General features: G+C 67.3%; 21 protein-coding genes. 15 read left to right on the forward strand and 6 right to left on the reverse strand.

Features of this window, described 5'->3' with window-relative positions:
* Nucleotides 1-126: 126 nt before the first annotated feature.
* Nucleotides 127-1,920, reverse strand: a complete 1,794-nt coding sequence (locus ACK4SG_RS05555; protein WP_409600512.1) for a DEAD/DEAH box helicase — start codon at nucleotides 1,918-1,920, stop codon at nucleotides 127-129.
* Nucleotides 1,921-2,252: 332 nt separating this feature from the next.
* On the opposite strand from ACK4SG_RS05555, the gene ACK4SG_RS05560 reads away from it, so the two are divergent.
* From ACK4SG_RS05560 to nuoN, 14 genes are read left to right on the forward strand one after another with little or no spacing between them, the layout of a single operon-like run.
* Nucleotides 2,253-2,609 carry an NADH-quinone oxidoreductase subunit A gene (locus tag ACK4SG_RS05560; RefSeq protein ID WP_374555954.1) on the forward strand — a complete coding sequence of 119 codons (357 nt, stop codon included), beginning with the start codon at nucleotides 2,253-2,255 and terminating at the stop codon, nucleotides 2,607-2,609.
* Nucleotides 2,606-3,196: a NuoB/complex I 20 kDa subunit family protein gene (locus ACK4SG_RS05565; RefSeq protein WP_409600514.1), complete on the forward strand. Its 591-nt coding sequence runs from the start codon at nucleotides 2,606-2,608 to the stop codon at nucleotides 3,194-3,196. The genes ACK4SG_RS05560 and ACK4SG_RS05565 overlap by 4 nt, the downstream gene beginning before the upstream one ends.
* Nucleotides 3,193-3,954: an NADH-quinone oxidoreductase subunit C gene (locus ACK4SG_RS05570; protein WP_409600516.1), complete on the forward strand. Its 762-nt coding sequence runs from the start codon at nucleotides 3,193-3,195 to the stop codon at nucleotides 3,952-3,954. Before ACK4SG_RS05565 ends, ACK4SG_RS05570 begins: the two co-directional genes overlap by 4 nt.
* Nucleotides 3,951-5,261: an NADH-quinone oxidoreductase subunit D gene (locus ACK4SG_RS05575; RefSeq protein ID WP_409600518.1), complete on the forward strand. Its 1,311-nt coding sequence runs from the start codon at nucleotides 3,951-3,953 to the stop codon at nucleotides 5,259-5,261. Before ACK4SG_RS05570 ends, ACK4SG_RS05575 begins: the two co-directional genes overlap by 4 nt.
* Entirely contained in the window at nucleotides 5,258-5,785 is a 528-nt protein-coding gene (nuoE, locus tag ACK4SG_RS05580) for an NADH-quinone oxidoreductase subunit NuoE (RefSeq protein ID WP_409600520.1), read from the forward strand. The genes ACK4SG_RS05575 and nuoE overlap by 4 nt, the downstream gene beginning before the upstream one ends.
* Entirely contained in the window at nucleotides 5,785-7,152 is a 1,368-nt protein-coding gene (gene nuoF, locus ACK4SG_RS05585) for an NADH-quinone oxidoreductase subunit NuoF (RefSeq protein WP_409600522.1), read from the forward strand. Before nuoE ends, nuoF begins: the two co-directional genes overlap by 1 nt.
* Entirely contained in the window at nucleotides 7,149-9,383 is a 2,235-nt protein-coding gene (gene nuoG, locus ACK4SG_RS05590) for an NADH-quinone oxidoreductase subunit NuoG (protein WP_409600524.1), read from the forward strand. The genes nuoF and nuoG overlap by 4 nt, the downstream gene beginning before the upstream one ends.
* Nucleotides 9,380-10,474, forward strand: a complete 1,095-nt coding sequence (gene nuoH / locus ACK4SG_RS05595; protein WP_409600526.1) for an NADH-quinone oxidoreductase subunit NuoH — start codon at nucleotides 9,380-9,382, stop codon at nucleotides 10,472-10,474. Before nuoG ends, nuoH begins: the two co-directional genes overlap by 4 nt.
* Complete coding sequence (gene nuoI / locus ACK4SG_RS05600) at nucleotides 10,471-10,962, forward strand: NADH-quinone oxidoreductase subunit NuoI (protein WP_409600528.1); 492 nt, start codon at nucleotides 10,471-10,473, stop codon at nucleotides 10,960-10,962. The genes nuoH and nuoI overlap by 4 nt, the downstream gene beginning before the upstream one ends.
* A gap of 13 nt (nucleotides 10,963-10,975) precedes the next feature.
* On the forward strand, nucleotides 10,976-11,614 hold the full coding sequence (locus ACK4SG_RS05605) for an NADH-quinone oxidoreductase subunit J (RefSeq protein WP_409600530.1): 639 nt from the start codon (nucleotides 10,976-10,978) through the stop codon (nucleotides 11,612-11,614).
* 11 nt (nucleotides 11,615-11,625) lie between these two features.
* On the forward strand, nucleotides 11,626-11,937 hold the full coding sequence (gene nuoK / locus ACK4SG_RS05610) for an NADH-quinone oxidoreductase subunit NuoK (protein ID WP_409600733.1): 312 nt from the start codon (nucleotides 11,626-11,628) through the stop codon (nucleotides 11,935-11,937).
* Nucleotides 11,938-11,941: 4 nt separating this feature from the next.
* Nucleotides 11,942-14,017, forward strand: a complete 2,076-nt coding sequence (gene nuoL, locus ACK4SG_RS05615; protein WP_409600532.1) for an NADH-quinone oxidoreductase subunit L — start codon at nucleotides 11,942-11,944, stop codon at nucleotides 14,015-14,017.
* Between the two features lie 31 nt (nucleotides 14,018-14,048).
* On the forward strand, nucleotides 14,049-15,560 hold the full coding sequence (locus ACK4SG_RS05620; RefSeq protein WP_409600534.1) for an NADH-quinone oxidoreductase subunit M: 1,512 nt from the start codon (nucleotides 14,049-14,051) through the stop codon (nucleotides 15,558-15,560).
* Nucleotides 15,561-15,570: 10 nt separating this feature from the next.
* A complete protein-coding gene (gene nuoN / locus ACK4SG_RS05625) occupies nucleotides 15,571-17,028 on the forward strand; it encodes an NADH-quinone oxidoreductase subunit NuoN (protein WP_409600735.1) in 1,458 nt (485 codons plus the stop codon).
* A gap of 77 nt (nucleotides 17,029-17,105) precedes the next feature.
* On the opposite strand, the gene ACK4SG_RS05630 is transcribed toward nuoN, so the two are convergent.
* From ACK4SG_RS05630 to trxB, 5 genes are all read right to left on the reverse strand, one after another.
* A complete protein-coding gene (locus ACK4SG_RS05630) occupies nucleotides 17,106-20,144 on the reverse strand; it encodes an EAL domain-containing protein (RefSeq protein ID WP_409600536.1) in 3,039 nt (1,012 codons plus the stop codon).
* 202 nt (nucleotides 20,145-20,346) lie between these two features.
* Nucleotides 20,347-20,565, reverse strand: coding sequence for a translation initiation factor IF-1 (infA, locus tag ACK4SG_RS05635; protein ID WP_028839405.1), 219 nt, complete (start codon nucleotides 20,563-20,565; stop codon nucleotides 20,347-20,349).
* Between the two features lie 102 nt (nucleotides 20,566-20,667).
* Complete coding sequence (gene aat, locus ACK4SG_RS05640) at nucleotides 20,668-21,414, reverse strand: leucyl/phenylalanyl-tRNA--protein transferase (protein ID WP_409600539.1); 747 nt, start codon at nucleotides 21,412-21,414, stop codon at nucleotides 20,668-20,670.
* Nucleotides 21,411-22,544 carry a GNAT family N-acetyltransferase gene (locus tag ACK4SG_RS05645; RefSeq protein WP_409600541.1) on the reverse strand — a complete coding sequence of 378 codons (1,134 nt, stop codon included), beginning with the start codon at nucleotides 22,542-22,544 and terminating at the stop codon, nucleotides 21,411-21,413. Before ACK4SG_RS05645 ends, aat begins: the two co-directional genes overlap by 4 nt.
* 64 nt (nucleotides 22,545-22,608) lie before the next feature.
* A complete protein-coding gene (gene trxB / locus ACK4SG_RS05650; protein WP_409600543.1) occupies nucleotides 22,609-23,562 on the reverse strand; it encodes a thioredoxin-disulfide reductase in 954 nt (317 codons plus the stop codon).
* A 149-nt stretch (nucleotides 23,563-23,711) separates the two neighbouring features.
* Here trxB and ald point away from each other — a divergent pair, with 149 nt between their 5' ends.
* Nucleotides 23,712-24,782: an alanine dehydrogenase gene (gene ald, locus ACK4SG_RS05655; RefSeq protein WP_409600545.1), complete on the forward strand. Its 1,071-nt coding sequence runs from the start codon at nucleotides 23,712-23,714 to the stop codon at nucleotides 24,780-24,782.
* Nucleotides 24,783-24,790 lie beyond the last annotated feature (8 nt).

Consider the following 24,790-nt stretch of genomic DNA (forward strand, 5'->3'; position numbering starts at 1 on the left):
GCAGGATCGGGGCAGGGACGGGATGCGTCATTGTCGCCGCGAAGTGGCGGACATGGCGTCCGCCGGCGGTCTGCCGGTCCGGGCCCGGAGGCCCGTCAGGGCGATGTGCTGGCGTGGATGGCGCGATCAGCGCGGGCCGCGCGGCTTGAAGCCGCCTGGCTTGCGCGGGCCGCCGTGGCCGCCTGGACCCGGCCGGCCGCCGCGCGGCGGGCCGAAGCTGCGCTTGCGCTTCGGCGCGTCCTGGTCTTCCGGCGTTGCCGGCCGCATCCGCAGCGGACGGCTGGCCACGCGCACCGTCTGCATGTGCTGCAGCAGATCCTCGGGCATGCCTTCCGGCAGATCCACCAACGTGTAGTCGTCGCGGATGTCGATGCGGCCGATGAAGCGGCTTTCCAGGTCGGCTTCGTTGGCGATGGCGCCGACGATGTTGCCCGGCTGCACGCCGTGCTGGTAGCCCACGTCGATGCGGAAGGTCTGCATGCCGACGTCGGCCGGCAGCGGTTCACGCGGGGTGCGCTCGCGCGGCTCGCGGACGGGACGCTCGGTCCGCTGCGGGCGCTCGTCGCGCGGGACAAAGGTCTTTTCCGGCGCCACGGGCTTGGGCAGCAGCAGCGGCGTCTTGCCCTGCACCAGCTTGGCCAGCGCGGCGGCGATTTCCACCGCCGGCACGTTCTTCTCGCGCTCGTAGCGTTCCACCAGGTCGCGGAACACCGACAGGTCGTCGCTGGCCAGGGCGCCGTCGATCCTGTCGAGGAACTTGGCCATGCGGCGCTCGTTCACGGCGTCCACGCTGGGCAGGTTCATCTGCTCGATCTTCTGCCGGGTGGCGCGCTCGATCGCGCCCAGCATGCCGCGCTCGCGCGGCGCCACGAACAGGATCGCCTCGCCGCTGCGGCCGGCGCGGCCGGTGCGGCCGATGCGGTGGACGTAGCTCTCGGTGTCGTAGGGAATGTCGTAGTTCAGCACGTGGCTGATGCGTTCCACGTCCAGGCCGCGGGCGGCCACGTCGGTGGCCACCAGCACGTCGATCTGGCCGTCCTTCAGGCGCTGGATGGTGCGCTCGCGGGTTTTCTGCTCCACGTCGCCATTGATCGCCGCCGCACTGAAGCCGCGCGCCGCCAGCTTCTCGGCCAGTTCCTCGGTGGCCATCTTGGTGCGGGCGAAGATGATCATGGCCTCGAACGGTTCGGCCTCCATGATCCGGGTCAGTGCGTCCAGCTTGTTGATGCCGCTGACCATCCAGAAGCGCTGGCGGATGCTGGCCGCGGTGGTGGTCTGCGCCTTGATGGCGATTTCCACCGGGTCCTTCAGGTAGGTCTGCGCGATGCGCTTGATCTGGGCGGGCATGGTGGCCGAGAACAGCGCCACCTGGCGGGTGTCCGGGGTCTTCTTGAGGACGGCCTCGACGTCGTCGATGAAGCCCATGCGCAGCATTTCATCGGCTTCGTCCAGTACCAGCATGCGCAGTTCGGACAGGTCCAGCGTGCCGCGCTCCAGGTGGTCGATGACGCGGCCCGGGGTGCCCACTATCACGTGCACGCCGCGCTTGAGCGCGTGCAGCTGCGGGCCGTAGCCCTGGCCGCCGTAGATCGGCAGGATGTGGAAGCCGGGAATGTGCTTGGCGTAGGTCTGGAACGCCTCCGCCACCTGGATGGCCAGTTCGCGGGTCGGCGCCAGCACCAGCACCTGCGGCTTGCCGGCCTTCGCGTCCAGCCGCGCCAGCGCGGGCAGGGCGAACGCGGCGGTCTTGCCGGTGCCGGTTTGCGCCTGGCCCAGCACGTCGCGGCCTTCCAGCAGCGGCGGGATGGTGGCGGCCTGGATGGGCGAGGGCGACTCGTAGCCGACGTCGCGCAGGGCGGCCAGCAGGGTTTCGGGGAGCTTGAGGTCGGAGAACAGCAGGGAGGCGTTGTCGGCGCTCATGGTGCCTTGGGGCGGGGTCGCCGGAATAAACTGGGCGCATAGTGTACGCGCCACCCGTGGAGCAGAGATTCCAATCCCGCTTGGCGGTGGGACCCGGCTCAGGCTCGAGTGGCGCGGTAACGGGTTTAATCCGGGTGTTTGGCGCGGTCTTGCTCTCCACAGATGCGAGCCATTCTCGGAAATCCGCGCGCAAGGCCGCCGGATGGGGACTGCGCAAGCAGTTTCACCCCGCAAGGTATGGCCCCCGTCGCGCTGCGGCGGTTACAATGCGCGGCTACTTGCGAGCGGCCATCGTGGCCGGCAAGCCCACGAACAACGAAGAAGAGGCAAGCGTGCTGGCCGAATATCTGCCCACCCTGCTGTTTTTGATCGTCGCCACCGGGATCGGCATCGCCCTGATCATCGTTGGCAACGTGCTGGGGCCCAAGCGCCCCTCGGACGAGAAGCTGTCGCCCTACGAGTGCGGCTTCGGCGCCTTCGAGAACGCGCGCATGCCGTTCGATGTGCGCTACTACCTGGTCGCGATCCTGTTCATCGTGTTCGACCTGGAAATCGCCTTCGTTTTCCCCTGGGCCGTGGTGTTCCGCGAGCTGGGGGTGTTCGGCCTGGTCGAGATGGGCGTGTTCCTCGCGCTCCTCGTCATCGGCTTCGTGTACGTGTGGAAGCGCGGCGCGCTGGAGTGGGAATGAGCAACATCGTCCAGAATGTGTTGGAAGCCGCCAGCAATCCCCTGCCTGAGGGGCGGCTGGATGACATCCTGAGGCCGGACGGCGACAACCCGCTGCTCCAGAACGGCTTCGTCACCACCAGCATGGATGCGCTGTGGAACTGGGCGCGCACCGGTTCGATGTGGCCGATGACCTTCGGCCTGGCCTGCTGCGCGGTGGAGATGATGCACGCCGGCGCCGCGCGCCTCGACCTCGACCGTTACGGCGTGGTGTTCCGGCCGTCGCCACGCCAGTCCGACGTGATGATCGTGGCCGGTACGCTGGTCAACAAGATGGCGCCGGCGCTGCGCAAGGTCTACGACCAGATGCCCGACCCGAAGTGGGTCATCTCGATGGGCAGCTGCGCCAACGGCGGCGGTTATTACCACTATTCCTATTCCGTGGTCCGCGGCTGCGACCGCGTGGTGCCGGTGGACGTCTATGTCCCGGGCTGCCCGCCGACCGCCGAGGCGCTGGTCTACGGCATCCTGCAGCTGCAGAAGAAGATTCGCCGCATGGAACAGAACCCGTTCTCGCGGACGCCCCGTCCGGAAGGGGCGCGCGCATGAGTGCCACCCTGGTCAATGCGTTGGTGGCCCGCTTTGGCGAAGCAGCCGTGCAGGTGGCCCAGCCGCGCGGCGAAGTCACCCTGGAGGTGTCGGCCGCCGACTGGCAGGCCACCTGCATCGAACTGCGCGATGCGTTCGGCTTCGATACCTTCGTTGACTTGTGCGGCGTCGACTACCTCGGCTACGGCAGCGACGAGTGGGATACCGACAGCGTGTCCTCCGAGGGTTTCAGCCGTGGCGTGGAAGGGCAGGGCCCGGGCCGCTTCGGCTGGGGCGAGTGGCCCAGCCATCAGGGGCGCGAGCCGGTTTCCCCGGTGCCCGACGAGCGTGCCACCCGCCGCTTCGGCGTGGTGCTGCACCTGCTGTCGCTGGGTCGCAACCAGCGCCTGCGGGTGCGCTGCTTCGCGCCGGACGACGCCCTGCCGGTGGTGGCGTCGGTCACCTCGGTGTGGCCGGGCGCCAACTGGTTCGAGCGCGAGGCGTTCGACCTGTTCGGCATCATCTTCGAAGGCCACCCGGACCTGCGTCGCATCCTGACCGACTACGGCTTCGTGGGCCATCCGTTCCGCAAGGATTTCCCGCTGATCGGCAATGTCGAAGTGCGCTACGACGAGGAGAAGCAGCGCGTGGTGTATGAGCCCGTCACCAGCGTCGAGCCGCGCGTGGGCGTGGCCCGCGTGATTCGCAACGACGCCCGCTTTGCGACTGCCGAGGCCGAGCGCGGCAGCCGCCTGCTGGAGCGGGAGGCGCGTCGATGAGCGTCCACGCCAATCCCAGCCACGAGGCCTTCGCCAGCAACCCCGCGGAAGCCATGCAGGAAATCCGCAACTACACCCTGAACTTCGGCCCGCAGCATCCCGCTGCGCACGGCGTACTGCGCCTGATCCTGGAAATGGACGGCGAGGTGGTGCGCCGCGCGGACCCGCACGTGGGCCTGCTGCACCGCGGTACCGAGAAACTGGCTGAATCCAAGCCGTTCAACCAGTCGATCGGCTACATGGACCGGTTGGACTACGTGTCGATGATGTGCAACGAGCACGCTTACGTGCGCGCCATCGAGACGCTGATGGGGATCGAGGCGCCCGAGCGGGCGCAGTGGATCCGCACCATGTTCGACGAGATCACCCGCATCCTGAACCACCTGATGTGGGTGGGTTCGAACGGGCTCGACCTTGGCGCAATGGCCATCTTCCTGTACGCCTTCCGCGAGCGCGAGGAGCTGATGGACTGCTACGAGGCGGTCAGCGGCGCGCGCATGCACGCGGCCTACTACCGCCCGGGCGGCGTCTACCGCGACCTGCCGGACCGGATGCCGAAGTACAAGGAATCCCCCTGGCGCAAGGGCAACAAGCTCAAGCGCTTCAACGAATGGCGCGAAGGCTCGCTGCTGGACTACCTGGAGCACTTCACCCAGGACTTCCCGAAGCGGATGGACGAGTACGAGACGTTGCTCACCGACAACCGCATCTGGAAACAGCGCACCGTCGGCATCGGCGTGGTCACGCCCGAGCAGGCCAAGGCCTGGGGCATGAGCGGCCCGATGCTGCGCGGCTCGGGCATCGAGTGGGACCTGCGCAAGAAGCAGCCCTACGCCAAGTACGCGGAGGTTGATTTCGACATCCCGGTGGGCGTCAACGGCGATTGCTACGACCGCTACCTGGTGCGCATGGCGGAGATGCGCCAGTCCAACCGCATCATCGCCCAGTGCGTGAAATGGCTGAAGGCCAACCCGGGCCCGGTGATGCTGGACAACTACAAAGTTGCACCGCCGTCGCGCGCCGACATGAAGCAGAGCATGGAAGCGCTGATCCACCACTTCAAGCTGTTCACCGAAGGCTATTGCGTGCCGGCCGGTGAGACTTACGCCGCGGTGGAAGCTCCGAAGGGCGAGTTCGGCTGCTACCTGGTCAGCGATGGTGCCAACAAGCCGTTCCGCGTGCACCTGCGGGCGCCGGGCTTCGCCCACCTGTCCTCGATGGACGAGATCACGAAAGGGCACATGCTGTCCGACGTGGTGGCGATGATCGGTACCTACGACATCGTCTTTGGTGAGATCGACCGATGAAAGCAACCGGCAATTTCGAGGCGTGCCGCAACGTGGATCCGATGCAGATGCTGTCGGATGCTACCCGCGCCCATATCGACCACTGGCTGACCAAGTTCCCGCCGGACCGCAAGCGTTCCGCCGTGCTGCAGGGGCTGTTCGCCGCACAGGAGCAGAACGGCGGTTGGCTGACCGACGAGCTGATCGCCGCGGTGGCCCGCTATCTGGATATTCCCCCGGTGTGGGCCTACGAGGTAGCCACCTTCTACTCGATGTTCGAGACCAGGCCGGTGGGCCGCAACAACGTGGCTTTCTGTACCAACATCAGCTGCTGGCTCAACGGCGCCGAAGACCTCGTCGCCCATGCCGAGAAGAAGCTGGGTTGCAAGCTGGGCGAATCGACCGCTGACGGCCGCATCTACCTCAAGCGCGAGGAGGAGTGCGTGGCTGCCTGCTGCGGCGCCCCGGTGGTCGTCATCAACGGGCATTACCACGAAAAGCTCGACGCCGCGAAGGTCGACGAGTTGCTGGACGGGCTGAAGTAATGGGCGGACACGGACACATTTCAGAGGGCTACGGCCCGGTGGGCCCGGCGCCGAAGGAGCACCAGGCGGTCTACACGACGCTGCACTTCGACAAGCCGTGGTCGTACGAGAACTACCTGAAGACCGGTGGCTACCAGGCGCTGCGCAAGCTGCTGACCGAGAAAATCCCGCCGGCTGACGTGATCGAGATGGTCAAGGCGTCGGGCCTGCGTGGCCGCGGCGGCGCGGGCTTCCCGACCGGCCTGAAGTGGAGCTTCATGCCGAAGCACGACGGCGAGAAGTACATCCTGTGCAACTCGGACGAGTCCGAGCCGGGCACCTGCAAGGACCGCGACATCCTGCGCTACAACCCGCACGCGGTGATCGAAGGGCTGGCCATCGCCTGCTACGCCACCAACACCAAGGTGGCCTACAACTACATGCGCGGCGAGTTCCACCACGAGCCGTTCGAGCACATCGAGGAAGCCTTGGCCGAGGCCTACCAGCACGGCTGGCTGGGCAAGGACATCCTGGGCTCCGGCATTGATATCGATATCTACAATGTGCTCGGCGCGGGCGCCTACATCTGTGGCGAGGAAACCGCCCTGATGGAATCGCTGGAAGGCAAGAAGGGCCAGCCGCGCTACAAGCCGCCGTTCCCGGCCAACTTCGGCCTGTACGGCAAGCCGACCACGATCAACAACACCGAGACCTACGCCTCGGTGCCGGCCATCGTGCGCAACGGTGCCGAGTGGTTCATGGCGCTGGGCAAGCCCAACAACGGCGGCTGCAAGATCTTCTCGGTCTCCGGTCATGTGGCCAGGCCGGGCAACCACGAGATCCGCCTCGGCACCCCGTTCGCCGAGCTGCTGGAACTCTGTGGCGGCATGCGCGAGGGGCGCCGCATCAAGGCGGTGATCCCGGGCGGCTCCTCCATGCCGGTACTGCCGGGCGAGGTGATGATGGGTCTGACGATGGACTACGACGCGATCCAGAAGGCCGGCTCCGGCCTCGGCTCCGGTGCGGTCATCGTGATGGACGACACCACCTGCATGGTGCGCGCTTGCCGCCGCATCGCCCAGTTCTACAAGGCCGAAAGCTGCGGCCAGTGCACGCCGTGCCGCGAAGGCACCGGCTGGATGTACCGCATGCTGGACCGCATCGCCAGGCTGGAGGCGACCATGGACGATCTGCACATGCTGCGCGCCGCAGCGGGACAGATTGAAGGCCACACCATCTGCGCCTTCGGCGAGGCCGCGGCGTGGCCGGTGCAGGGCTTCCTGCGCCATTTCTGGCATGAATTCGAATACGTCATCGTGCACAAGCGCTTCTATGTCGACGACGAGCGCGCCGGCACGCTGGCCACGTCCGAGAAGGTGGTCGCGTGAGCGCACAGCCCGTCAATCCCAACCTGCCGCCCGACCACGTCACCGTCTTCATCGACGGCGTCGAAATGGCCGCGCCGAAGGGCTCCATGATCATCCAGGCGGCCGACAAGGCCGGCATCCCGATTCCGCGCTTCTGCTATCACGAGAAGCTGCCGATCGCCGCCAACTGCCGCATGTGCCTGGTGGATACCGAAGTGGGCGGCCGCGCTGCCCCCAAGCCGTCGCCTGCCTGCGCCACGCCGGTGATGGACGGCATGAAGGTCTTCACCCGGAATGAAAAGGCGCTCAAGGCGCAGCGCAATGTGATGGAGTTCCTGCTGATCAACCACCCGCTGGATTGCCCGATCTGCGACCAGGGCGGCGAGTGCGAGCTGCAGGACCAGTCGCTGGGTTACGGTCGCTCGGTCAGCCGGTTTGTCGAGCGCAAGCGGGTGGTGCCGGACGAAGATCTGGGGCCGCTGGTGGCCACCGAGATGACGCGCTGCATCCAGTGCACCCGCTGCGTCCGCGTGACCGCCGAGATCGCCGGCACCTACGAGCTGGGTGGCATGTACCGCGGCGAGAACCTGCAGATCGGCACCTATGACGGCAAGCCGCTGACCACCGAATTGTCCGGCAACGTCATCGACGTCTGCCCGGTGGGCGCGCTGACCAACAAGGTGTTCCGGTTCAAGGCGCGCCCGTGGGAGCTCACTGCCAAGCCGTCGCTGGGCTACCACGACGCGCTGGGCAGCAACCTGTTCCACCACGTCCGCCGCGGCGAACTGATGCGCAGCGTGCCGCGCGACAACGAGGCAGTGAACGAATGCTGGCTGTCGGACCGCGACCGCTATGCGCACCAGGGCCTGTCCGCCTCCGACCGCGCCACCGTGCCGCTGGTCCGCGACGGCGAAGGCTTCCGCGAGGCGTCTTGGAATGAGGCCTTGGCGAAGGCCGCGCAGATCCTCAAGGACAACGCGGGCGACGCACTGGGCGTACTGGTGCATCCGGCTACCTCGAACGAGGAGGGCGTGCAGCTGGCCCGCCTGGCCGAGGGGCTTGGCAGCGGCAACATTGACCACCGCATCGGCCAACTCGACCTGTCCGACGGCGCCCATGCCGAGGCGTTCGGCATGCCGGTCGCCGAAATCGAGCAGGCCGATGCCATCGTCATCGTCGGCTCCAACATCCGCCATGAAGTGCCGCTGCTGCACCAGCGCGTGCGCAAGGCGACCAAGCGCGGTGCGAAAGTCCACGTGGTCAATCCGGTGGACTTCGACTTCACCTTCGCTATCGCCGGCAAGCACATCGTGCCGCCGTCGCAGCTTGCGGCGGCGCTGGCCGGTGTGGAGTTGGGGGATGCCGCTAACGTCGCGGTGATCGTGGGCGGCGTGGCCGAAAACGGCCCGTATGCCGCCGCCATCCGCAAAGCCGCTGCCGACTTCGCCGCGTCGAAGAACGCCAGGCTGTGCCGCATCCCGCAGGGCGCCAACGCGCTGGGCCTGTCGCGCCACGGCGTGCTGCCGGCCGGACGCGACGCCCAGGCCATGCTGCGCGAACCGCGCAAGGCCTACGTGCTGTATGGCATCGAACCGGGCCTCGACTTCGCCGACCAGCAGGCCGCGCTGAAGGCCTTGGGCGGTGCGCAGGTGGTGGCGTTCAGCCAGTTCGCCTGCCAGTCCACCCGTGCGGTTGCCGACGTGATCCTGCCGATCGGCGCGCTGCCGGAAGTCGACGCCACCCTGACCAACCTGGATGGCTTCGACCAGGAGGCCGTCGCCGCAGCCAAGCTGCCCGGCCAGGCCCGTCCGGGTTGGCGCGTGCTGCGTGCACTGGCTGGCGCGCTGGCGCTGCCGGGCTTCACCTTTACCGATCTGGCCGGCCTGCGCGCCGGGCTGGCGCCGAAGGCGGTCGCGGTGGCCAAGGGGGCCGCGGTGACGGCCTCCGGCACCGGTCTGGAAGTTGCAGCCTCCGCCGCGATCTATCGCGTGGACGGCATGATCCGCCGCTGCGATGCGCTGCAGGCGCATCCCTTGAACGTGGGGCCGTTCGCGGCGCTGCATCCGGCCGACGCCGCCCGGCTTGGCCTGACGGAGGGCGCGATGGCCAAGTGTGCCACCGCCGCCGGCACCGCCACGCTGCCCGTCCGCGTGGATGCCCGCGTGGCGCAGGGCAGCGTGTGGGTGGAGTCCGGCCACGGCGCCACCGCGCCGCTGGTCGCCGCTGCCACCCTGGAGGTCGCACGCGCATGAACATCGCGACCAATCCCCTGATGCAACTGGCTGTCGATCCGCTGCGCGAAGCGCTGCTGTCCTTCGGCACCATCGGCATGCTGGCGTGGATCCTCGTCAAGATCCTGGCCATCGCCGTGCCGGTGATCCTGGCGGTGGCCTTCTACGTGGTGTGGGAGCGCAAGCTGATCGGCTGGATGCACGTCCGCCACGGGCCCATGTACGTGGGTTGGGGCGTGCTGCAGGCCTTCGCCGACGTCTTCAAGCTGCTGTTCAAGGAAGTGGTGCAGCCCAGCGTGGCGCATCCGCTGCTGTACCGGCTGGCCCCGCTGCTGGCGCTGGTGCCGGCGTTCGCGGCCTGGGCGGTGGTGCCGTTCGACGCGCAGGTGGTGCTCTCCAACGCCAACGCCGGCCTGCTGTACCTGCTGGCGATGACCTCGCTGGGCATCTATGGCGTGATCATCGCCGGCTGGGCCTCGAACTCGAAGTACGCCTTCCTGGGTGCCATGCGCGCCTCGGCGCAGATGATCAGCTACGAAATCGCGATGGGCTTTTCGCTGGTCGGCGTGCTGATTGCCGCCGGCAGCCTGAACCTGTCCGAGATCGTGATGGCGCAGGCCGGCAACGGCTTCCTCGGCTGGTTCTGGCTGCCGCTGCTGCCGCTGTTCGTGGTGTATTTCATCTCCGGCGTGGCCGAGACCAACCGCGCACCGTTCGACGTGGTGGAGGGCGAGTCGGAAATCGTCGCCGGCCACATGGTGGAGTACTCCGGCTCGCAGTTCGCGCTGTTCTTCCTGGCCGAATACGCCAACATGCTGCTGGTCAGCTTCCTGACCTCCATCTTCTTCCTTGGCGGCTGGCTGAGCCCGTTCCACGGTTGGGGCATCCCGCTGCTGTCGGTGGACGGCTGGTGGTGGCTGCTGGCCAAGGTGTTCTTCTTCGCCACCTGCTTCATCTGGTTCCGCGCCGCGTTCCCGCGCTACCGCTATGACCAGATCATGCGGCTGGGCTGGAAGGTCTTTATCCCGATCACCATCGCCTGGATCTTCGTGACCGCGATGCTGGTGTATTTCGGCGTGATCGGCGGCAATGCGATGGGGGCTGCGGCATGAGCAAGGTGGTGTCCTACTTCAAGAGCCTGCTGCTGCTGGAACTGCTGGGCGGGCTGTGGCTGACCCTGAAGTACCTGTTCCGTCCGAAGTACACGCTGATGTACCCGATGGAAAAGACCCCGCAGTCGCCGCGCTTCCGTGGCGTGCATGCGCTGCGCCGCTATGCGAATGGCGAAGAGCGGTGCATCGCCTGCAAGCTGTGCGAGGCGGTGTGCCCGGCGCTGGCGATCACCATCGAGGCCGGCCCGCGCGCGGACGACGGCAGCCGCCGCACGACCCGCTACGAAATCGACCTGTTCAAGTGCATCTTCTGTGGCTTCTGCGAGGAGTCCTGTCCCACCGATTCCATCGTGGAGACGCATGTGCACGAGTACCACTTCGACCAGCGCGGCCAGAACATCCTGACCAAGCCAAAGCTGCTGGCCATCGGCGACCGCCTGGAGGCGGAGATTGCCGAGCGCCGCGCGGCCGACGCCCCGTACCGTTGAGGCAAGACCGAGCATGGACTTCGACTTCCAAACCCTTGCCTTCCTCGGCTTCGCGGCAGTCGCCGCGATCGCCGCGCTGGCCGTGATCACCGCGCGCAACCCGGTGCATGCCGTGCTGTGGCTGGTGCTGACCTTCTTCTCGGTGGCCTGCACCTGGATCGTGGGCGGCATCGAGTTCCTCGGCATCGCGCTGGTGCTGGTCTACGTCGGCGCGGTGATGGTGCTGTTCCTGTTCGTGGTGATGATGCTGGACATGGACAAGGCCCCACTGCGCCAGGGCTACGTGCGCTACCTGCCGGTGGGCCTGTTGGTCGCGGTGGCGATGCTGGTCGAGATGCTGGCCCTGATCGGCGTGCGCAGCGCCACCGCGACGCCGCTGGCGGACAACGCCGCCGTCTCCGCCGACGTGCCCAATACCACTTGGCTGGCGCGGGCGCTGTTCACCGACTTCGTGCTGCCTTTCGAAGTGGCGGCCGTGATCCTGACCGTCGCGGTAATTGCAGCGGTGATGCTGACCCTGCGCCGTCGCGAGGGTGCGCGCCACCAGAACCCGTCCGAGCAGGTGCGCGTGCGCGCCGCCGACCGCGTGCGCCTGGTGCGGATGGCTGCGGAGACGCCGACCCCGGCGCCGGCGAAGGAGGAGGGCGCGTGATGAGTCATTTCATGACCGGCCTGAGCCTGGGCCACTACCTCGCGCTGGGCGCGGTGCTGTTCTGCATCAGCGTTGCCGGCCTGTTCCTCAACCGCAAGAACGTGATCATGCTGCTGGTGTCGCTGGAGCTGATGCTGCTCTCGGTGAACATCAACTTCGTCGCGTTCTCGCGCGCGCTGGGTGATGCGGCAGGCCAGGTGTTCGTGTTTTTCATCCTGACCGTGGCGGCCGCCGAGGCCGCGATCGGCCTGGCGATCCTGGTGACCCTGTTCCGCAACCGCCGCAGCATCGATGTGGCGGACATCGACAGTTTGAAGGGCTGACCTGATGGATTCGGCAATCCTGCTTTCCAAGACCCAGCTGGTGCTGGTGGTGCTGCTGCCGCTGGTCGGCAGCATCCTGGCCGGTCTGTTCGGCCGCCAGATCGGTCGCGCCGGCGCGCATACCGTCACCATCCTCGGCGTGGCGGCCAGCTGCGCGCTGTCGGTGCACGTCCTGTGGCAGCTGATGCACGGCGCCGCCGTGTTCAACGAGAACCTCTACACCTGGATGCAGGTGGGCGACATCTCGGTCAACGTCGGCTTCCTGGTCGACAAGCTGACCGCGATGATGATGGTGGTGGTGACCTTCGTGTCGCTGCTGGTGCACGTCTACACCATCGGCTACATGGCCGACGACGACGGCTACCAGCGCTTCTTCAGCTACATCTCGCTGTTCACCTTCAGCATGCTGATGCTGGTGATGAGCAACAACTTCATGCAGCTGTTCTTCGGCTGGGAAGCGGTGGGCCTGGTGTCGTATCTGCTGATCGGCTTCTGGTACAAGCGGCCGACCGCGGTGTTTGCCAATCTCAAGGCGTTTCTGGTCAACCGTGTGGGTGACTTCGGTTTCCTGCTCGGCATCGCTGGTGTGCTGCTGTGGCTGGGGACACTCGATTACGCGCACGCGTTTGCCAATGTCGATCAGATCCGAGGTGCGACGGTCGAGATCCTGCCTGGGCATGTCTGGTCGATTGCCACCGTGATCTGCATCTGCCTGTTCATCGGTGCCATGGGCAAGTCCGCGCAGGTGCCGTTGCACGTGTGGCTGCCGGACTCGATGGAAGGCCCAACCCCGATTTCGGCGCTGATCCATGCCGCGACCATGGTGACCGCGGGCATCTTCATGGTGGCGCGCATGTCGCCGCTGTTCGATCTGTCGCAGACGGCGCTCAATTTCATCCTGTTCATCGGCGCGACCACCGCGTTCTGGACCGGCCTGATCGGCATGGTGCAGAACGACATCAAGCGCGTGGTCGCCTATTCCACCCTGTCGCAGCTCGGCTACATGACCGTGGCGCTGGGCGTGTCCGCCTACTCGGCGGCCGTGTACCACCTGATGACCCACGCCTTCTTCAAGGCGCTGCTGTTCCTCGGTGCCGGCTCGGTCATCATCGGCATGCACCACGAGCAGGACATGCGGAAGATGGGCGGCTTGCGCAAGTACATGCCGGTGACCCACCTGACCATGTGGATCGGCACGCTGGCGCTGGTCGGTACGCCGTTCTTCAGCGGCTTCTATTCGAAGGACACCATCATCGAGGCTGCCGCGCACCACGCGCACGAGGCGGGTGGCTGGGTGGCGCAGTACGCCAACTGGGCGGTGCTGCTGGGCGCTTTCGTGACCAGCTTCTACAGCTTCCGCCTGCTGTACCTGACCTTCTTCGGGCCCGAGCGCTTCCGTGATGCGCATGCCGATGGCCACGGCCACGACGCGCACCACGACGACCACGGCCACCATGGCGATCACCACGGTGCGCACGCGCCGCACGAGTCGCCGTGGGTGGTGACCCTGCCGCTGGTGCTGCTGGCGATCCCGTCGCTGCTGGTCGGCTTCTTCACCGTCGGCCCGATGCTGTTCGGCACCGACGTGCTGGGCCACACCAGGCAGCTGCCGTACTTCGCCGGTGCGATCCGCGTGCTGGAGCAGAACGACGTGATCGCGGCGCTGGCCGAGGAGTTCCATGGTCCGGTGGCGTTCGCGCTGCACGGCTTCATGGCGCCGGCGTTCTGGCTGGCGCTGGCGGGCTTCGGCCTGGCCACGCTGCTGTACCTGGTGAAGCCGGAGCTGCGCACGGGCATCACCCGCACGCTGGCCGCGCCGATCCGCCTGCTGGAGCGCAAGTACTACATGGACGACCTCTGGATCGGCGGCTTCGCCGGCGGCGGCGTCAAGCTGGGCAAGCTGTCCAGCGTCTTCGACAGCAAGGTGGTGGACGGCATCGTGAACGGCGCCGCGCGCCTGGTTGGCACCACGGCGGCCTTGGTCCGCCGCGTGCAGACCGGCTACCTCTACCACTATGCGTTCGCAATGATCCTGGGCCTGGTCGCGCTGCTCGCGATGGCCCGGTACTACTGGCAGTAAGCCGGCAACCGACGAGATGGATACCGCAAGCGTGACCCACTGGCCCCTGCTTAGTCTTCTGATCTGGCTGCCGATCCTGGGCGGCGTGTTCACCCTGATGGCCGGCAACGCGCGGCCGCAGCTGGCGCGCTGGACGGCGCTCGGCTTCGCATTGCTGTCGTTCGCGCTCAGCATCCCGCTGTTCACCGGCTTCGACGCCGGCAGCGCGGCGATGCAGTTCGTCGAGCAACGCGCCTGGATCCCGGCCTACGATATCCAGTACCACCTCGGCGCCGACGGCCTGTCCGTCCCGCTGATTGGCCTGACCACGCTGGTTGGCGTGCTGGTGCTGGTGGGTGCGTGGGGCTCGGTGGAGAAGCGGGTCGCCCAGTACTTCGCCTGCCTGATGTTCCTCGAGGGCGCGATGGTGGGCGTGTTCTGCGCGCTCGATGCGATGCTGTTCTACGTGTTCTTCGAAGCCATGCTGATCCCGATGTTCATCGTGATCGGCGTGTGGGGCGGTCCGCGTCGCATCTACGCCTCGCTGAAGTTCTTCCTGTACACCTTCCTCGGCTCGGTGTTCATGCTGGTCGGGCTGGTCTACCTGTACCTGAAGGGCGGCAGCTGGCAGATCGCCGACATGGCCGCGCTGCCGCTGACCATGCAGGAGCAGACCTGGCTGTTCTTCGCCTTCTTCGCCGCGTTCGCGATCAAGGTGCCGATGTTCCCGGTGCACACCTGGTTGCCGGACGCGCACGTCGAGGCGCCCACTGGTGGCTCCGTGGTGCTGGCGGCGATCATGTTGAAGATCGGTGGCTACGGCTTCCTGCGCTTCACCCTGCCCATCGTGCCGGACGCCGGCCACGAGTTCGCCTGGCTGATGATCGCCTTGAGTCTGGCTGCCATCGTCTACGTGGGTCTGGTGGCGCTGGTGCAGGAGGACATGAAGAAGCTGATCGCCTATTCGTCCGTGGCGCACATGGGCTTCGTGGTGCTGGGCACCTTCATCGCGTTCTCGCTGGTTCGTGACCAGGCGCTGGGCGATGCCGCGCGCCTGGGCCTGCAGGGTGCGATGGTGCAGATGATCTCGCACGGCTTCATCTCCGGCGCGATGTTCTCCTGCGTCGGCGTGCTGTACGACCGCATGCACACCCGCATGATCAAGGACTACGGCGGCGTGGCGAAGGTGATGCCCTGGTTCGCGCTGTTCTGGGTGCTGTTCGCGATGGCCAATTCCGGCCTGCCGGGCACCAGCGGCTTCGTCGGCGAGTTCGTGGTCATCCTGGCCGCGTTCCAGCAAAATCCGCTGATCGCCTTCGTTGCCGCATTGACCCTGATCATCGGCGCGGCATATTCGCTGTGGCTGACCAAGCGGATCATCTGGGGCGACGTGGGTAACGCGCACGTGGCCGAGCTGAAGGACATCAATGCGCGCGAGTGGATCGTGCTGGGCGTGTTCGCCGCCTTCACCCTGGCGCTGGGCATCAATCCCAAGCCCCTGACAGACCTGATGGAGCCCTCCATCGCGCAACTGGCGGGCCAGCTCGCCGCGACCAAGCTTTAAGGACATGACGATGATGCAGGCCACCCTCGCCATGCCGGCAGCCACCGAACTGCTGCCGCTGATCCCCGAACTGGTGCTGGTCGGCGCCGCGTTCGCGCTGCTCATGCTGGATCTGTTCCTGAAGGACAGCCAGCGCGTGGTGACCCACGTGCTCTCCGTCGCCACGCTGCTGGTGGTGGGTTGGCTGGTCGCCGCCGGCATCGGCGCGGGCGACGGCACCGCCGTGCTGAACGGCATGTTCGTGCGCGACACCATGGCCGACGTGCTGAAGGTCGTGACCTGCGGCATCTCGGCGGTCGCCCTGCTGTTCATCTGGCCTTACCTGCGTGAGCGCGGGCTGTACAAGGGCGAGGTGTCGGTACTGGTGCTGTTCGCGGTACTGGGCATGATGCTGCTGACCTCGGCCGGCAGCCTGATCATGGTCTACCTCGGTCTGGAACTGCTGGCGCTGAGCTCCTATGCGCTGGTGGCGATCGACCGCGACAGCAAGCTGGCCTCCGAAGCGGCGATGAAGTACTTCGTGCTGGGCGCGCTGGCCTCCGGCCTGCTGCTGTACGGCATGTCGCTGGTCTATGGCGCTACCGGCAGCCTGGATCTGGCCACGATCCGCGATGCCGCCCCGGGCGTGGCGCAGCCGATGCTGCTGCTCACCGGCGTGGTGTTCATGGTGGCGGGCATCTCGTTCAAGTTCGGCGCCGCGCCGTTCCATATGTGGCTGCCGGATGTCTACCAGGGCGCGCCGACCCCGATCACCCTGTTCATCGGTTCGGCGCCCAAGCTGGCGGCCTTCGCCATGGTGGTGCGCCTGTTGGGCTTCGGCGCCTCGCCGCTGGCCGCGCAGTGGCAGCCGATGCTGGCCGTGCTGGCGGCGCTGTCGCTGGTGGTGGGCAACATCATCGCCCTGATGCAGGCCAACCTGAAGCGCATGCTGGCGTATTCGACCATCTCCCACGTCGGCTTCCTGTTCCTGGGTTTGGCCGGCGGTGGCGCCGAGGGCTACTCGGCCGCGATGTTCTACGCCATCAGCTACGCCGTGATGGCCACCGCCGCGTTCGGTGCGATCGTGCTGCTGGCGCGTCGCGGGTTCGAGGCGGACAGGATCGAGGACTTCAAGGGCCTGAATGCCCGCGATCCGTGGAGCGCCGGCATGGTGCTCTGCGTGATGGCGTCGCTGGCTGGCATCCCGCCGTTCCTGGGCTTCTGGGCCAAGCTGGCGGTGCTGCGTGCGGCCATCAACGGCGGCATGCTGTGGCTGGCCATCGTCGGCGTTGTGTTCGCGGTGATCGGCGCGTTCTATTACCTGCGGGTCATCAAGGTCATGTACTTCGACGAGCCGGTGGGCGAGGCCGTGGTCCCGCGCGACGACCGCCTGCTGCGCGTCGTGTTCGGCGTCAATGCCCTGGGCCTGCTGGTGTTCGGCATGTTCTGGAACCCGCTGATGGCGTGGTGCCAGGCCGCGTTCGTCTGACTCCAGGCCATCCGGCTGCATACCCGAAGCACCCTGCTTTGCAGGGTGCTTCTCTTTTTGCGCCGCCGGTCGGTGGCTCAGTGCCGCTGGCCCACGCCGCCTGCGCGCAGGGCGGGGTGGTCGGCCTTTGGCCGGTCGAGGTGGTAGCCCTGGACCATGTCCACGCCCATCTCGCGCAGCATCAGCAGGGTCTTGCCGTCCTCCACGAACTCCGCGACGGCCTGTTTGCCCATGCCGTGCGCCACTTCGATGATGGCGCGGACGAAGACCTGGTTGTCGCGCTCCAGCGGCAGGTCGCGGATGAACATGCCGTCGATTTTCAGCACATCCGCCTGCAGGTGTTTGAGGTAGGCGAATGAGGCGAAACCGGTGCCGAAGTCGTCCAGGCAGATCGGGCAGCCGGTGCGGCGCAGGGCGGCGATGAAGCGTGCGGCGTCGCCCATGTCGGACACGGTCGCTGTCTCCGTGAGTTCCACCAGAAGGCGCTGGGGCAAGACGTGTTGTTCCCGCAGCTGCGCCTCGATGTAGGCGGGCAGGTCCGGGTCGTCGAAGGAGCGCCCGGAGATATTGATGGCGATGGCGGGCAGGTGCGGGTGGAGGGCCAGCAGACGCACGCTCTCGCGCACCACCCAGCGGTCCACCTCCAGGATCTTGCCGCTCTTCTCCGCGTGGTTGATGAACTGCGCGGGCATGATGAGCTGGCCCGGGTTGGCTTCGTCTTCCATGCGGATCAGCGCCTCCAGGTGGGCCAGCTGGCCGTTTTGGGTGCGGTACACGCCCTGGAAGTGCAGGCGCAAGAGGTCATGCTCCAGCGCCCGTTCGATGCGATCGTTCCACGTCAGGCGCGATGCCATCTCGTAGGAGGTGTCGCGGTCCGGCCGGTAGACCATCCAGCGGTTCTTGCCGCTGCGCTTGGCCTGGTACATGGCGGCGTCCGCATGGGCAACCAGGTCGCCTGGGTTGTCCGCATGGGTGGGGAAGTGGGCGATGCCAAGGCTGGTGGTCAGGCGCACGGTCTGTCCTTCCAGTGGCAGCGGTGTCTGCGAGATCCGCCGCACGATCCGTTCGGCAAGGTGTTCGGCATCGCTCTGGCTGGCATGCGGCATCAGCACCGCGAATTCATCGCCGCCAAGGCGGAACAGGGTGTCGTCCTCGCGGATCAGCGTGCGCAGCTCGGCCGCTACCCGGTTGAGCACCGCATCGCCAGCGCGGTGGCCCGCGGTATCGTTGATGTACTTGAATTCGTCGAGGTCGAAGAACAGCAGTGCGGCCTGGTCCGCGACGCGTTCGGCGGCGTGGAAGAAGTCCGCCAGCTGGTCTTCGAAACGGCGCCTGTTGTACAGCCCGGTGAGCGGGTCGTGTTGCGCCAGTTCCACCAGTTGGGCGGCAGTCTGGCGCTGGCGGGTGACATCTTCCTGCACCCACAGCCGGCCGATGAGCTGGCCATGGGCATCGCGCACGGGGTAGGAGTTGTGGAGCAGGATGCGGCCGTCGCGCAGTTCGATCTCGAAATGGCGCGGATGGTCGGGTGCGGCGTTGGCATCGCGCAGATGGGCCAGCACTGTGTCGGCGTTGGCGATCAGGGGCTGCACTGCGGCCACCCCTTCCTGTACCGTGCGGCCCACCACGGCGGTGCCGGCCGGCAGCGCCCAGATGGCGCGGAAGGCGGCATTGCAGTAGATCACCTGATTCTCCAGGCCCACGAATACGGTGCCCACGTCCATGGCGCCCAGCAGCGCCAGCAGGCGCGCGCGTTCCTGCTCCAGCCGGGTCATGAACAGGCGACGCTCCTCCACTTCGGTCTGCAGTGCCTGCGCATGGGCCAGCTGCAGGGCGCGCTGCTGGGCCAGTTCTTCGACCATGTCGTCAAAGGCGCCCGCCAGCCGGCCCAGTTCGTCGTTACCCGGCAGGTCGATCCGGCCCGGCTCGCGTCCTTGGCTGAGTTCGTCCACGGCCTGGGTGAGCCGCTTGAGGGGGGTATCGATCAGCCGCCGCACCTGCCTGCGCAGCAGCCAGGTGGCGGGAAGCAGGCCGGCGATGCCGACGACGAGCAGCGCCCCCAGGCCCCAGGCCAGCAGGTGGTTCAGTCGCGACTGCGGCAGCAGGTAGACCTGGTACCAGCCCGGGCCATGGATTTTCGACCAGGCCACCCACTGGCCGCCGCTGGACGCAAGGCCGGCGCCACTGTCTTGGCCGCTGCGGACAATCAACCGGTGCACTTCCGCCAGCAAGGGGTCCCCCAGGCTGGCGACCCGGAGTTGCCCGTTGGCGGCGGCAATGCGCTGGCGCAGCTGCGGATGCGCGATCAGCTCGCCATCGGCACTCATGACCAGCAGGGTGCCATCGTCCCTGCCGGTTGCAGCGGTGCGGTCGATCAGGGTCTGGATGGATACATCGTGTCCCAGCGTGCCGACCCACTGGCCCTGCCAGTCCAGCGGTTGGATCACCGAGACCATCCAGGTGGCCGCCTGGCGGTCGAAGTACACGGGTGTCCAGAAGCGTTTGCGGCCCGGGTTTCTGTGGGGCTCGGAGCCCTGCATCGTCGGATAGCCGGTGTTGGTGGCGGTGGCGTCGGCCCCGCTGCCCCAGTCGATGCCGCGGGCATACACCATCAAGCCGTCTTCGATGAAATCCATGTAGACGGAAAAAAACGGCGGCACCAGGGCTGGCCCCTGTTCCCGCAGCAGGTCATAGGCCACCACCGCGCGCAGCCGCGTCGAGTCGCTCAAGCCGGCCGGTGGTTGGTGCAGGTACAGGGTTGGGGCATGCTCGGGGTCCACCCATTGGGGGCGCAGGCGCCACAGGCCGTCGGCGCTGCGGGCGAACAGCAGGTCGAACCGGGCCAGGGTCGCCTCACGGTCGGCGCTGTCCAGACGCTGCAGCAGCTCGCGCTGCAGGCGTGTCACGCTTTGTTCGGCCTGCAGGAACAGGGTTTCGCTGGCTCTGGCGCGCAGTTCGACCATCTGCTGGGCGATGGCCGGCACCATCCGGTCCATCGCCGTGCGCATCGCCAGATAGCCAAGCACCGACAGCAGCAACAGCAGCGCCAGGAACATGCCCCAGATGCTGAGCGAAAGCCGATAGGTCAGCGAAGCGCGTGGCCGGGGATGCGGCACAGGGAATCCTCTGGGAGGCGTGGAACGCCGGTTCTAGCTTGCTGAACGGCCTGATGCCGCCATCCTTGATACGGGATGGCGCGCGGTTTCGCAACAGGAAGGGGCCGATTGCTGCGCCGTTTTCGATGGGCATTGAAAACGCAAAACGCCCCTTGCGGGGCGTTGGGCGGGCCTGGCGCGAGTGGCGCGGTGGGGCGTCGGCTCAGCGGTGGCGGTAGGTGATGCGGCCCTTGGTGAGGTCGTACGGGGTCATTTCGACCTTGACCCGGTCGCCGGTCAGGATGCGGATGTAGTTCTTGCGCATGCGGCCGGAGATGTGGGCGATGATCTCGTGGCCGTTCTCCAGCTTCACCCGGAACATGGTGTTCGGGAGGGTTTCGGAGATCGTGCCTTCGAATTCGATGACGTCGTCTTTCGCCATGTGTCTGCCGGGGCGTGTCCTGTCTGGTGGGGCGGAGAGCCGGGAAACAGGCTCTAAAGTCCGACATTGTGCCACGTCAAGCCGGGTCTTGCAAAAATCCCGTTAATCCGCAACGGCTTCGGCCAGCGAGTAGGCCGGCCATTCCCCGAAGGCGTCCCGCCACGTTCCGGGCATGCCGGGGGCGTCGCGCAGTTCGGTAAGCGCGGCCAGATAGGCGGCGCGCGGCCAGGCCTGCACGCCCAGCCGTCGGGTGTGGGCGTTGGGGACCTGGGCATCGATCAGCGGCCAATCCCAGCCCTGCAGCCGTCGCGCCAGCATCGCCAGCGCCAGCGAGGACGCGCCGGACTCGGCGGAATACATGCTGTCCCCGCAGAACATCCGGCCGAATGCCAGCCCGAACAGCCCGCCCACCAGCCGGCCATCGCCGTCGAACACCTCGATGCTGTGGGCATGCCCCTGCCGGTGCAGGGCAAGGTAAGCGGCCTGCATGCCGGCGGTGATCCATGTGCCGGGCTGCCCGGCGCGGGGCGCAGCGCAGCCGGCCACCACGTCGGCAAAGGCGGTGTCGGCGCGCACGGTCCAGCCGCTGTTGCGCAGCCGTCGCCGCAGGCGGCTGGGCAGGTGCACGCCGTCGGTGCGGAACACCGCGCGCTGCGACGGGCTCCACCACAGGATCGGGTCGCCCTCGGTGAACCACGGGAAGATGCCGCTGCGGTAAGCATTGAGAAAGCGGACGGGCGAGAGGTCGCCGCCCCAGGCCAGCAGGCCATCCGGTTCCGCCAGTGCGCTTTCTGGCATCGGGAAGGGGGCTTCCGGATCGGCCGCCAATTCGGGGATCGGCACGCTCATGCCGCGGGCTCCGGGCGGAAGGGCGCGTGCGCCCACAGCGCCTGCCGACGGGCGCGGACGTGCGCGCGCTCTTCGCGGCACCAGCCGCGCAGGGCGTCGGCGAAGCGGGCGTCGGCGATCCAGTGGCGGCTGCGCACCGGCGTGGGCAGAAAGCCGCGGGCCAGCTTGTGCTGGCCCTGCGCGCCGGGCTCGAAGCGGGCCAGCCCCTCGCGCAGGCAGTACGCGATGCCTTGGTAGTAGCAGGTCTCGAAATGCAGGCCCGGGTGCAGTTCCGTCGCCCCCCAGTAGCGTCCGTACAGGGTGTCGCCGCCGCGCAGGCACAGGGCGCCAGCGATCGTCGCACCCGCGCGCTCCGCCAGCACCAGGACGAGCTGGCGCGGCATCGTGCGGGCGAGGTGGTGCAGGAAATCCAGCGTCAGCGCGGGCGCGTTGCCATAGTCGGCGAAGGTGCGCAGGTAGAACCCGTGCATCGCCGCCAGGTCGTCGTCGCTGGCCTCATTGCCGTGGACGATGCGGGACGTGATGCCCGCGTCGGCGACCTTGCGCCGCTCCTGGCGGATGTTCTTGCGGTGCTTGTGGTCGAACGCTGCGAGGAACCCATCGAAGTCCTGCCATCCCCGGGGGTTGGTCCAGTGGAACTGGGTGTCCTCGCGCAGCAGCCAGGCGTCGCCGAACGCTGCGTCGTCGGTGGCGGCATGGAAATTGACGTGGGCCGAAGACAGGCCGGCCTGCACCACCAGCGCCTGCATCGCCTCCAGCAGGGCCGTGCGCGCTGCGGCGTCGCGCGCCAGCAGGCGCGGGCCGGTCACCGGCGAGTAGGGCACCGCGCACAGCCATTTGGGGTAATAGTCCAGGCCGTGGCGGGCGTAGGCCTGGGCCCAGGCGTGGTCGAACACGAACTCGCCGTGGGTGTTGTCCTTCAGGTAGCCGGGCGCCGCCGCGATCAGGCGGTCGCCTTCCCAAAGCCCCAGATGGCAGGGTGTCCAGCCCCAGTCGGGCCGCAGGCAGCCGGTGGCTTCCAGGCCGTGCAGGAACGCATGCGCGATGAACGGATGGGTGCCGTCGTGCAGGGCGTCCCAGGCCGCTGCGGGGATCTCGGACAACTGGCGGTGGAGGCGGATCTCGGGCATCGGCGGTGGCGGGGCGCGGCCCGCGCGGACGCGGATCGCCCATCCGGGCGACCCGCTGGCAGGCTTACTCGCTGTCGAGGAAACGCTCGGCGTCCAGCGCGGCCATGCAGCCGAAGCCGGCCGAGGTGATGGCCTGGCGATAGACCTGGTCGGCCACGTCGCCAGCCGCGAACACGCCGGGAATGCTGGTCTGGGTGGCGTTGCCGTCCAGGCCGGTCTGGATCTTCAGATAGCCGTTCTTCATCTCCAGCTGGCCTTCAAACAGCGCGGTGTTGGGGCTGTGGCCGATGGCGATGAACACGCCTTGGACGGCGATCTCGCGGGTGCTGCCGTCCTGCACGGACTTCAGGCGCAGGCCGGTCACGCCGGCGTCGTTGCCCAGCACTTCGTCCACGGTGTGGTGCCACACGGTTTCGATCTTGCCGGCGGCCACCTTGGCGAACAGCTTGTCCTGCATGATCTTCTCGGCGCGCAGGGTGTCGCGACGGTGCACCAGGTAGACCTTGCGGGCGATGTTGGACAGGTACAGCGCCTCTTCCACGGCGGTATTGCCACCGCCGATCACCGCCACGTCCTGGTCCTTGTAGAAGAACCCGTCGCAAGTGGCGCAGGCGGAGACGCCACGGCCCTTGTAGGCCTCTTCCGACGGCAGGCCCAGGTACTTGGCGGTGGCGCCGGTCGCGATGATCAGCGCATCGCAGGTGTACTCGCCGGAGTCGCCCACCAGCCGGAACGGCCGCTTGGACAGGTCGGCGGTGTGGATATGGTCGAAAATCACTTCGGTGTCGAAGCGCTCGGCATGCGCCTGCAGGCGCGCCATCAGATCCGGGCCCATCAGGCCGTGGGCATCGCCCGGCCAGTTGTCCACCTCGGTGGTGGTCATCAGCTGGCCGCCCATCTGCAACCCGGTGATGACGACCGGCTTGAGGTTGGCGCGGGCGGCATAGACCGCGGCGGTCCAGCCGGCGGGACCGGAGCCGAGGATGACGAGTTTCTGGTGGCGCGTGTGGTTGGTCATGGTCATGGTTTAGAGCAATTTCCCTATAATTGGCGGATGCCCGCGCTGGGTGCCGTTGGTCGCTAGCTTGGCGGCGGCAGCGCTTCGATACAAGCCGCGACAGTCGGAACGCTGTCGCCCATCACGACAACATCGCCAGGAGCGACGCAATGCGCATCGGTGTACCCAAGGAAACCAAGACCCTGGAAGGGCGCGTTGCGCTCGTCCCCGCCGCCGCGGGCGACCTGGTCAAGCGTGGCCACGAGGTCTGGCTGGAGAAGGACGCCGGCGTCAAGAGCGGCTTTTCCGATGAGCAGTACACCCGCCTGGGCGTGAAGATCGCCCCCGATGCGGCTGCCCTCTATGAAAAGGGCGAGCTGATCGTGAAGGTCAAGGAGCCGATCGAGGGTGACCTGCAGCACCTGCGCAAGGATCACCTGCTGTTCTGCTACCTGCATCTGGCCGCCGAGCCGGCGCTGACCCGTCGCCTGCTGGACATCGGCCTGACCGGCGTGGCGTTCGAGACGGTGGAGCTGGCCAACGGCGAACTGCCGCTGCTGGCGCCGATGTCGGTGATCGCCGGCAAGATCGGCGTGCAGGTGGGCACCCACCTGCTGCACCAGCCGATGGGCGGCAAGGGCAAGCTGCTGGGCGGGCTGGCGGCGACCGAGCGCGGCAAGGTGGTGGTGTTCGGCGCGGGCAAGGCCGGCGGTGCGTCCGCTGCGCTGGCCGCGGCCTCGGGTGCCAACGTCACCGTGTTCGAGATGCGCGCCGACCGCCAGGACGAGATGATGCGCCTGGGCAACAACGTCACCGCGCTGTACCCGTACCACGACGTGGTGGCGCGCGAGGTGGCCTCGGCCGACCTGGTGATCGGCGCGGTGCTGGTCACCGGTGCCAAGGCCCCGCACGTGATGACCCGCGACATGCTGAAGGGCATGGAGCCGGGCAGCGTGGTGGTGGACATCGCCATCGACCAGGGCGGCTGCTTCGAGACCTCGCGCCCGACTACCTGGAAGGAGCCGACCTACGTCGAAGAGGGCGTGACCCACTTCTGCGTCACCAACATGCCGGGCGCGGTCCCGCAGACCAGCTCGCAGGCGATCTGCGCGGCGATCCTGCCGTGGGTGAACCGGCTGGCCTCGGACGCCGGCTGGCGCAACGACGCGGCGCTGGCGAAGGGCATCAACGTGGACGGCGGGAAGATCGTGCACCCGGCGCTGCGGGACATGGATCTTTGACGTATTAT

Source organism: Thermomonas sp. (assembly GCF_046293095.1).
GTDB lineage: Bacteria > Pseudomonadota > Gammaproteobacteria > Xanthomonadales > Xanthomonadaceae > Thermomonas.

Excerpts from the sequence above, each read along its gene's own strand:
- ACK4SG_RS05555 (WP_409600512.1), bottom strand. The coding sequence starts at position 1,920 with ATGAGCGCCGACAACGCCTCCCTGCTGTTCTCCGACCTCAAGCTCCCC.
- ACK4SG_RS05565 (WP_409600514.1), top strand. The coding sequence starts at position 2,606 with ATGAGCAACATCGTCCAGAATGTGTTGGAAGCCGCCAGCAATCCCCTG.
- ACK4SG_RS05570 (WP_409600516.1), top strand. The coding sequence starts at position 3,193 with ATGAGTGCCACCCTGGTCAATGCGTTGGTGGCCCGCTTTGGCGAAGCA.
- ACK4SG_RS05575 (WP_409600518.1), top strand. The coding sequence starts at position 3,951 with ATGAGCGTCCACGCCAATCCCAGCCACGAGGCCTTCGCCAGCAACCCC.
- nuoE (WP_409600520.1), top strand. The coding sequence starts at position 5,258 with ATGAAAGCAACCGGCAATTTCGAGGCGTGCCGCAACGTGGATCCGATG.
- nuoF (WP_409600522.1), top strand. The coding sequence starts at position 5,785 with ATGGGCGGACACGGACACATTTCAGAGGGCTACGGCCCGGTGGGCCCG.
- nuoH (WP_409600526.1), top strand. The coding sequence starts at position 9,380 with ATGAACATCGCGACCAATCCCCTGATGCAACTGGCTGTCGATCCGCTG.
- nuoI (WP_409600528.1), top strand. The coding sequence starts at position 10,471 with ATGAGCAAGGTGGTGTCCTACTTCAAGAGCCTGCTGCTGCTGGAACTG.
- ACK4SG_RS05605 (WP_409600530.1), top strand. The coding sequence starts at position 10,976 with ATGGACTTCGACTTCCAAACCCTTGCCTTCCTCGGCTTCGCGGCAGTC.
- nuoK (WP_409600733.1), top strand. The coding sequence starts at position 11,626 with ATGACCGGCCTGAGCCTGGGCCACTACCTCGCGCTGGGCGCGGTGCTG.
- nuoL (WP_409600532.1), top strand. The coding sequence starts at position 11,942 with ATGGATTCGGCAATCCTGCTTTCCAAGACCCAGCTGGTGCTGGTGGTG.
- nuoN (WP_409600735.1), top strand. The coding sequence starts at position 15,571 with ATGATGCAGGCCACCCTCGCCATGCCGGCAGCCACCGAACTGCTGCCG.
- infA (WP_028839405.1), bottom strand. The coding sequence starts at position 20,565 with ATGGCGAAAGACGACGTCATCGAATTCGAAGGCACGATCTCCGAAACC.
- aat (WP_409600539.1), bottom strand. The coding sequence starts at position 21,414 with ATGAGCGTGCCGATCCCCGAATTGGCGGCCGATCCGGAAGCCCCCTTC.
- ACK4SG_RS05645 (WP_409600541.1), bottom strand. The coding sequence starts at position 22,544 with ATGCCCGAGATCCGCCTCCACCGCCAGTTGTCCGAGATCCCCGCAGCG.
- trxB (WP_409600543.1), bottom strand. The coding sequence starts at position 23,562 with ATGACCAACCACACGCGCCACCAGAAACTCGTCATCCTCGGCTCCGGT.
- ald (WP_409600545.1), top strand. The coding sequence starts at position 23,712 with ATGCGCATCGGTGTACCCAAGGAAACCAAGACCCTGGAAGGGCGCGTT.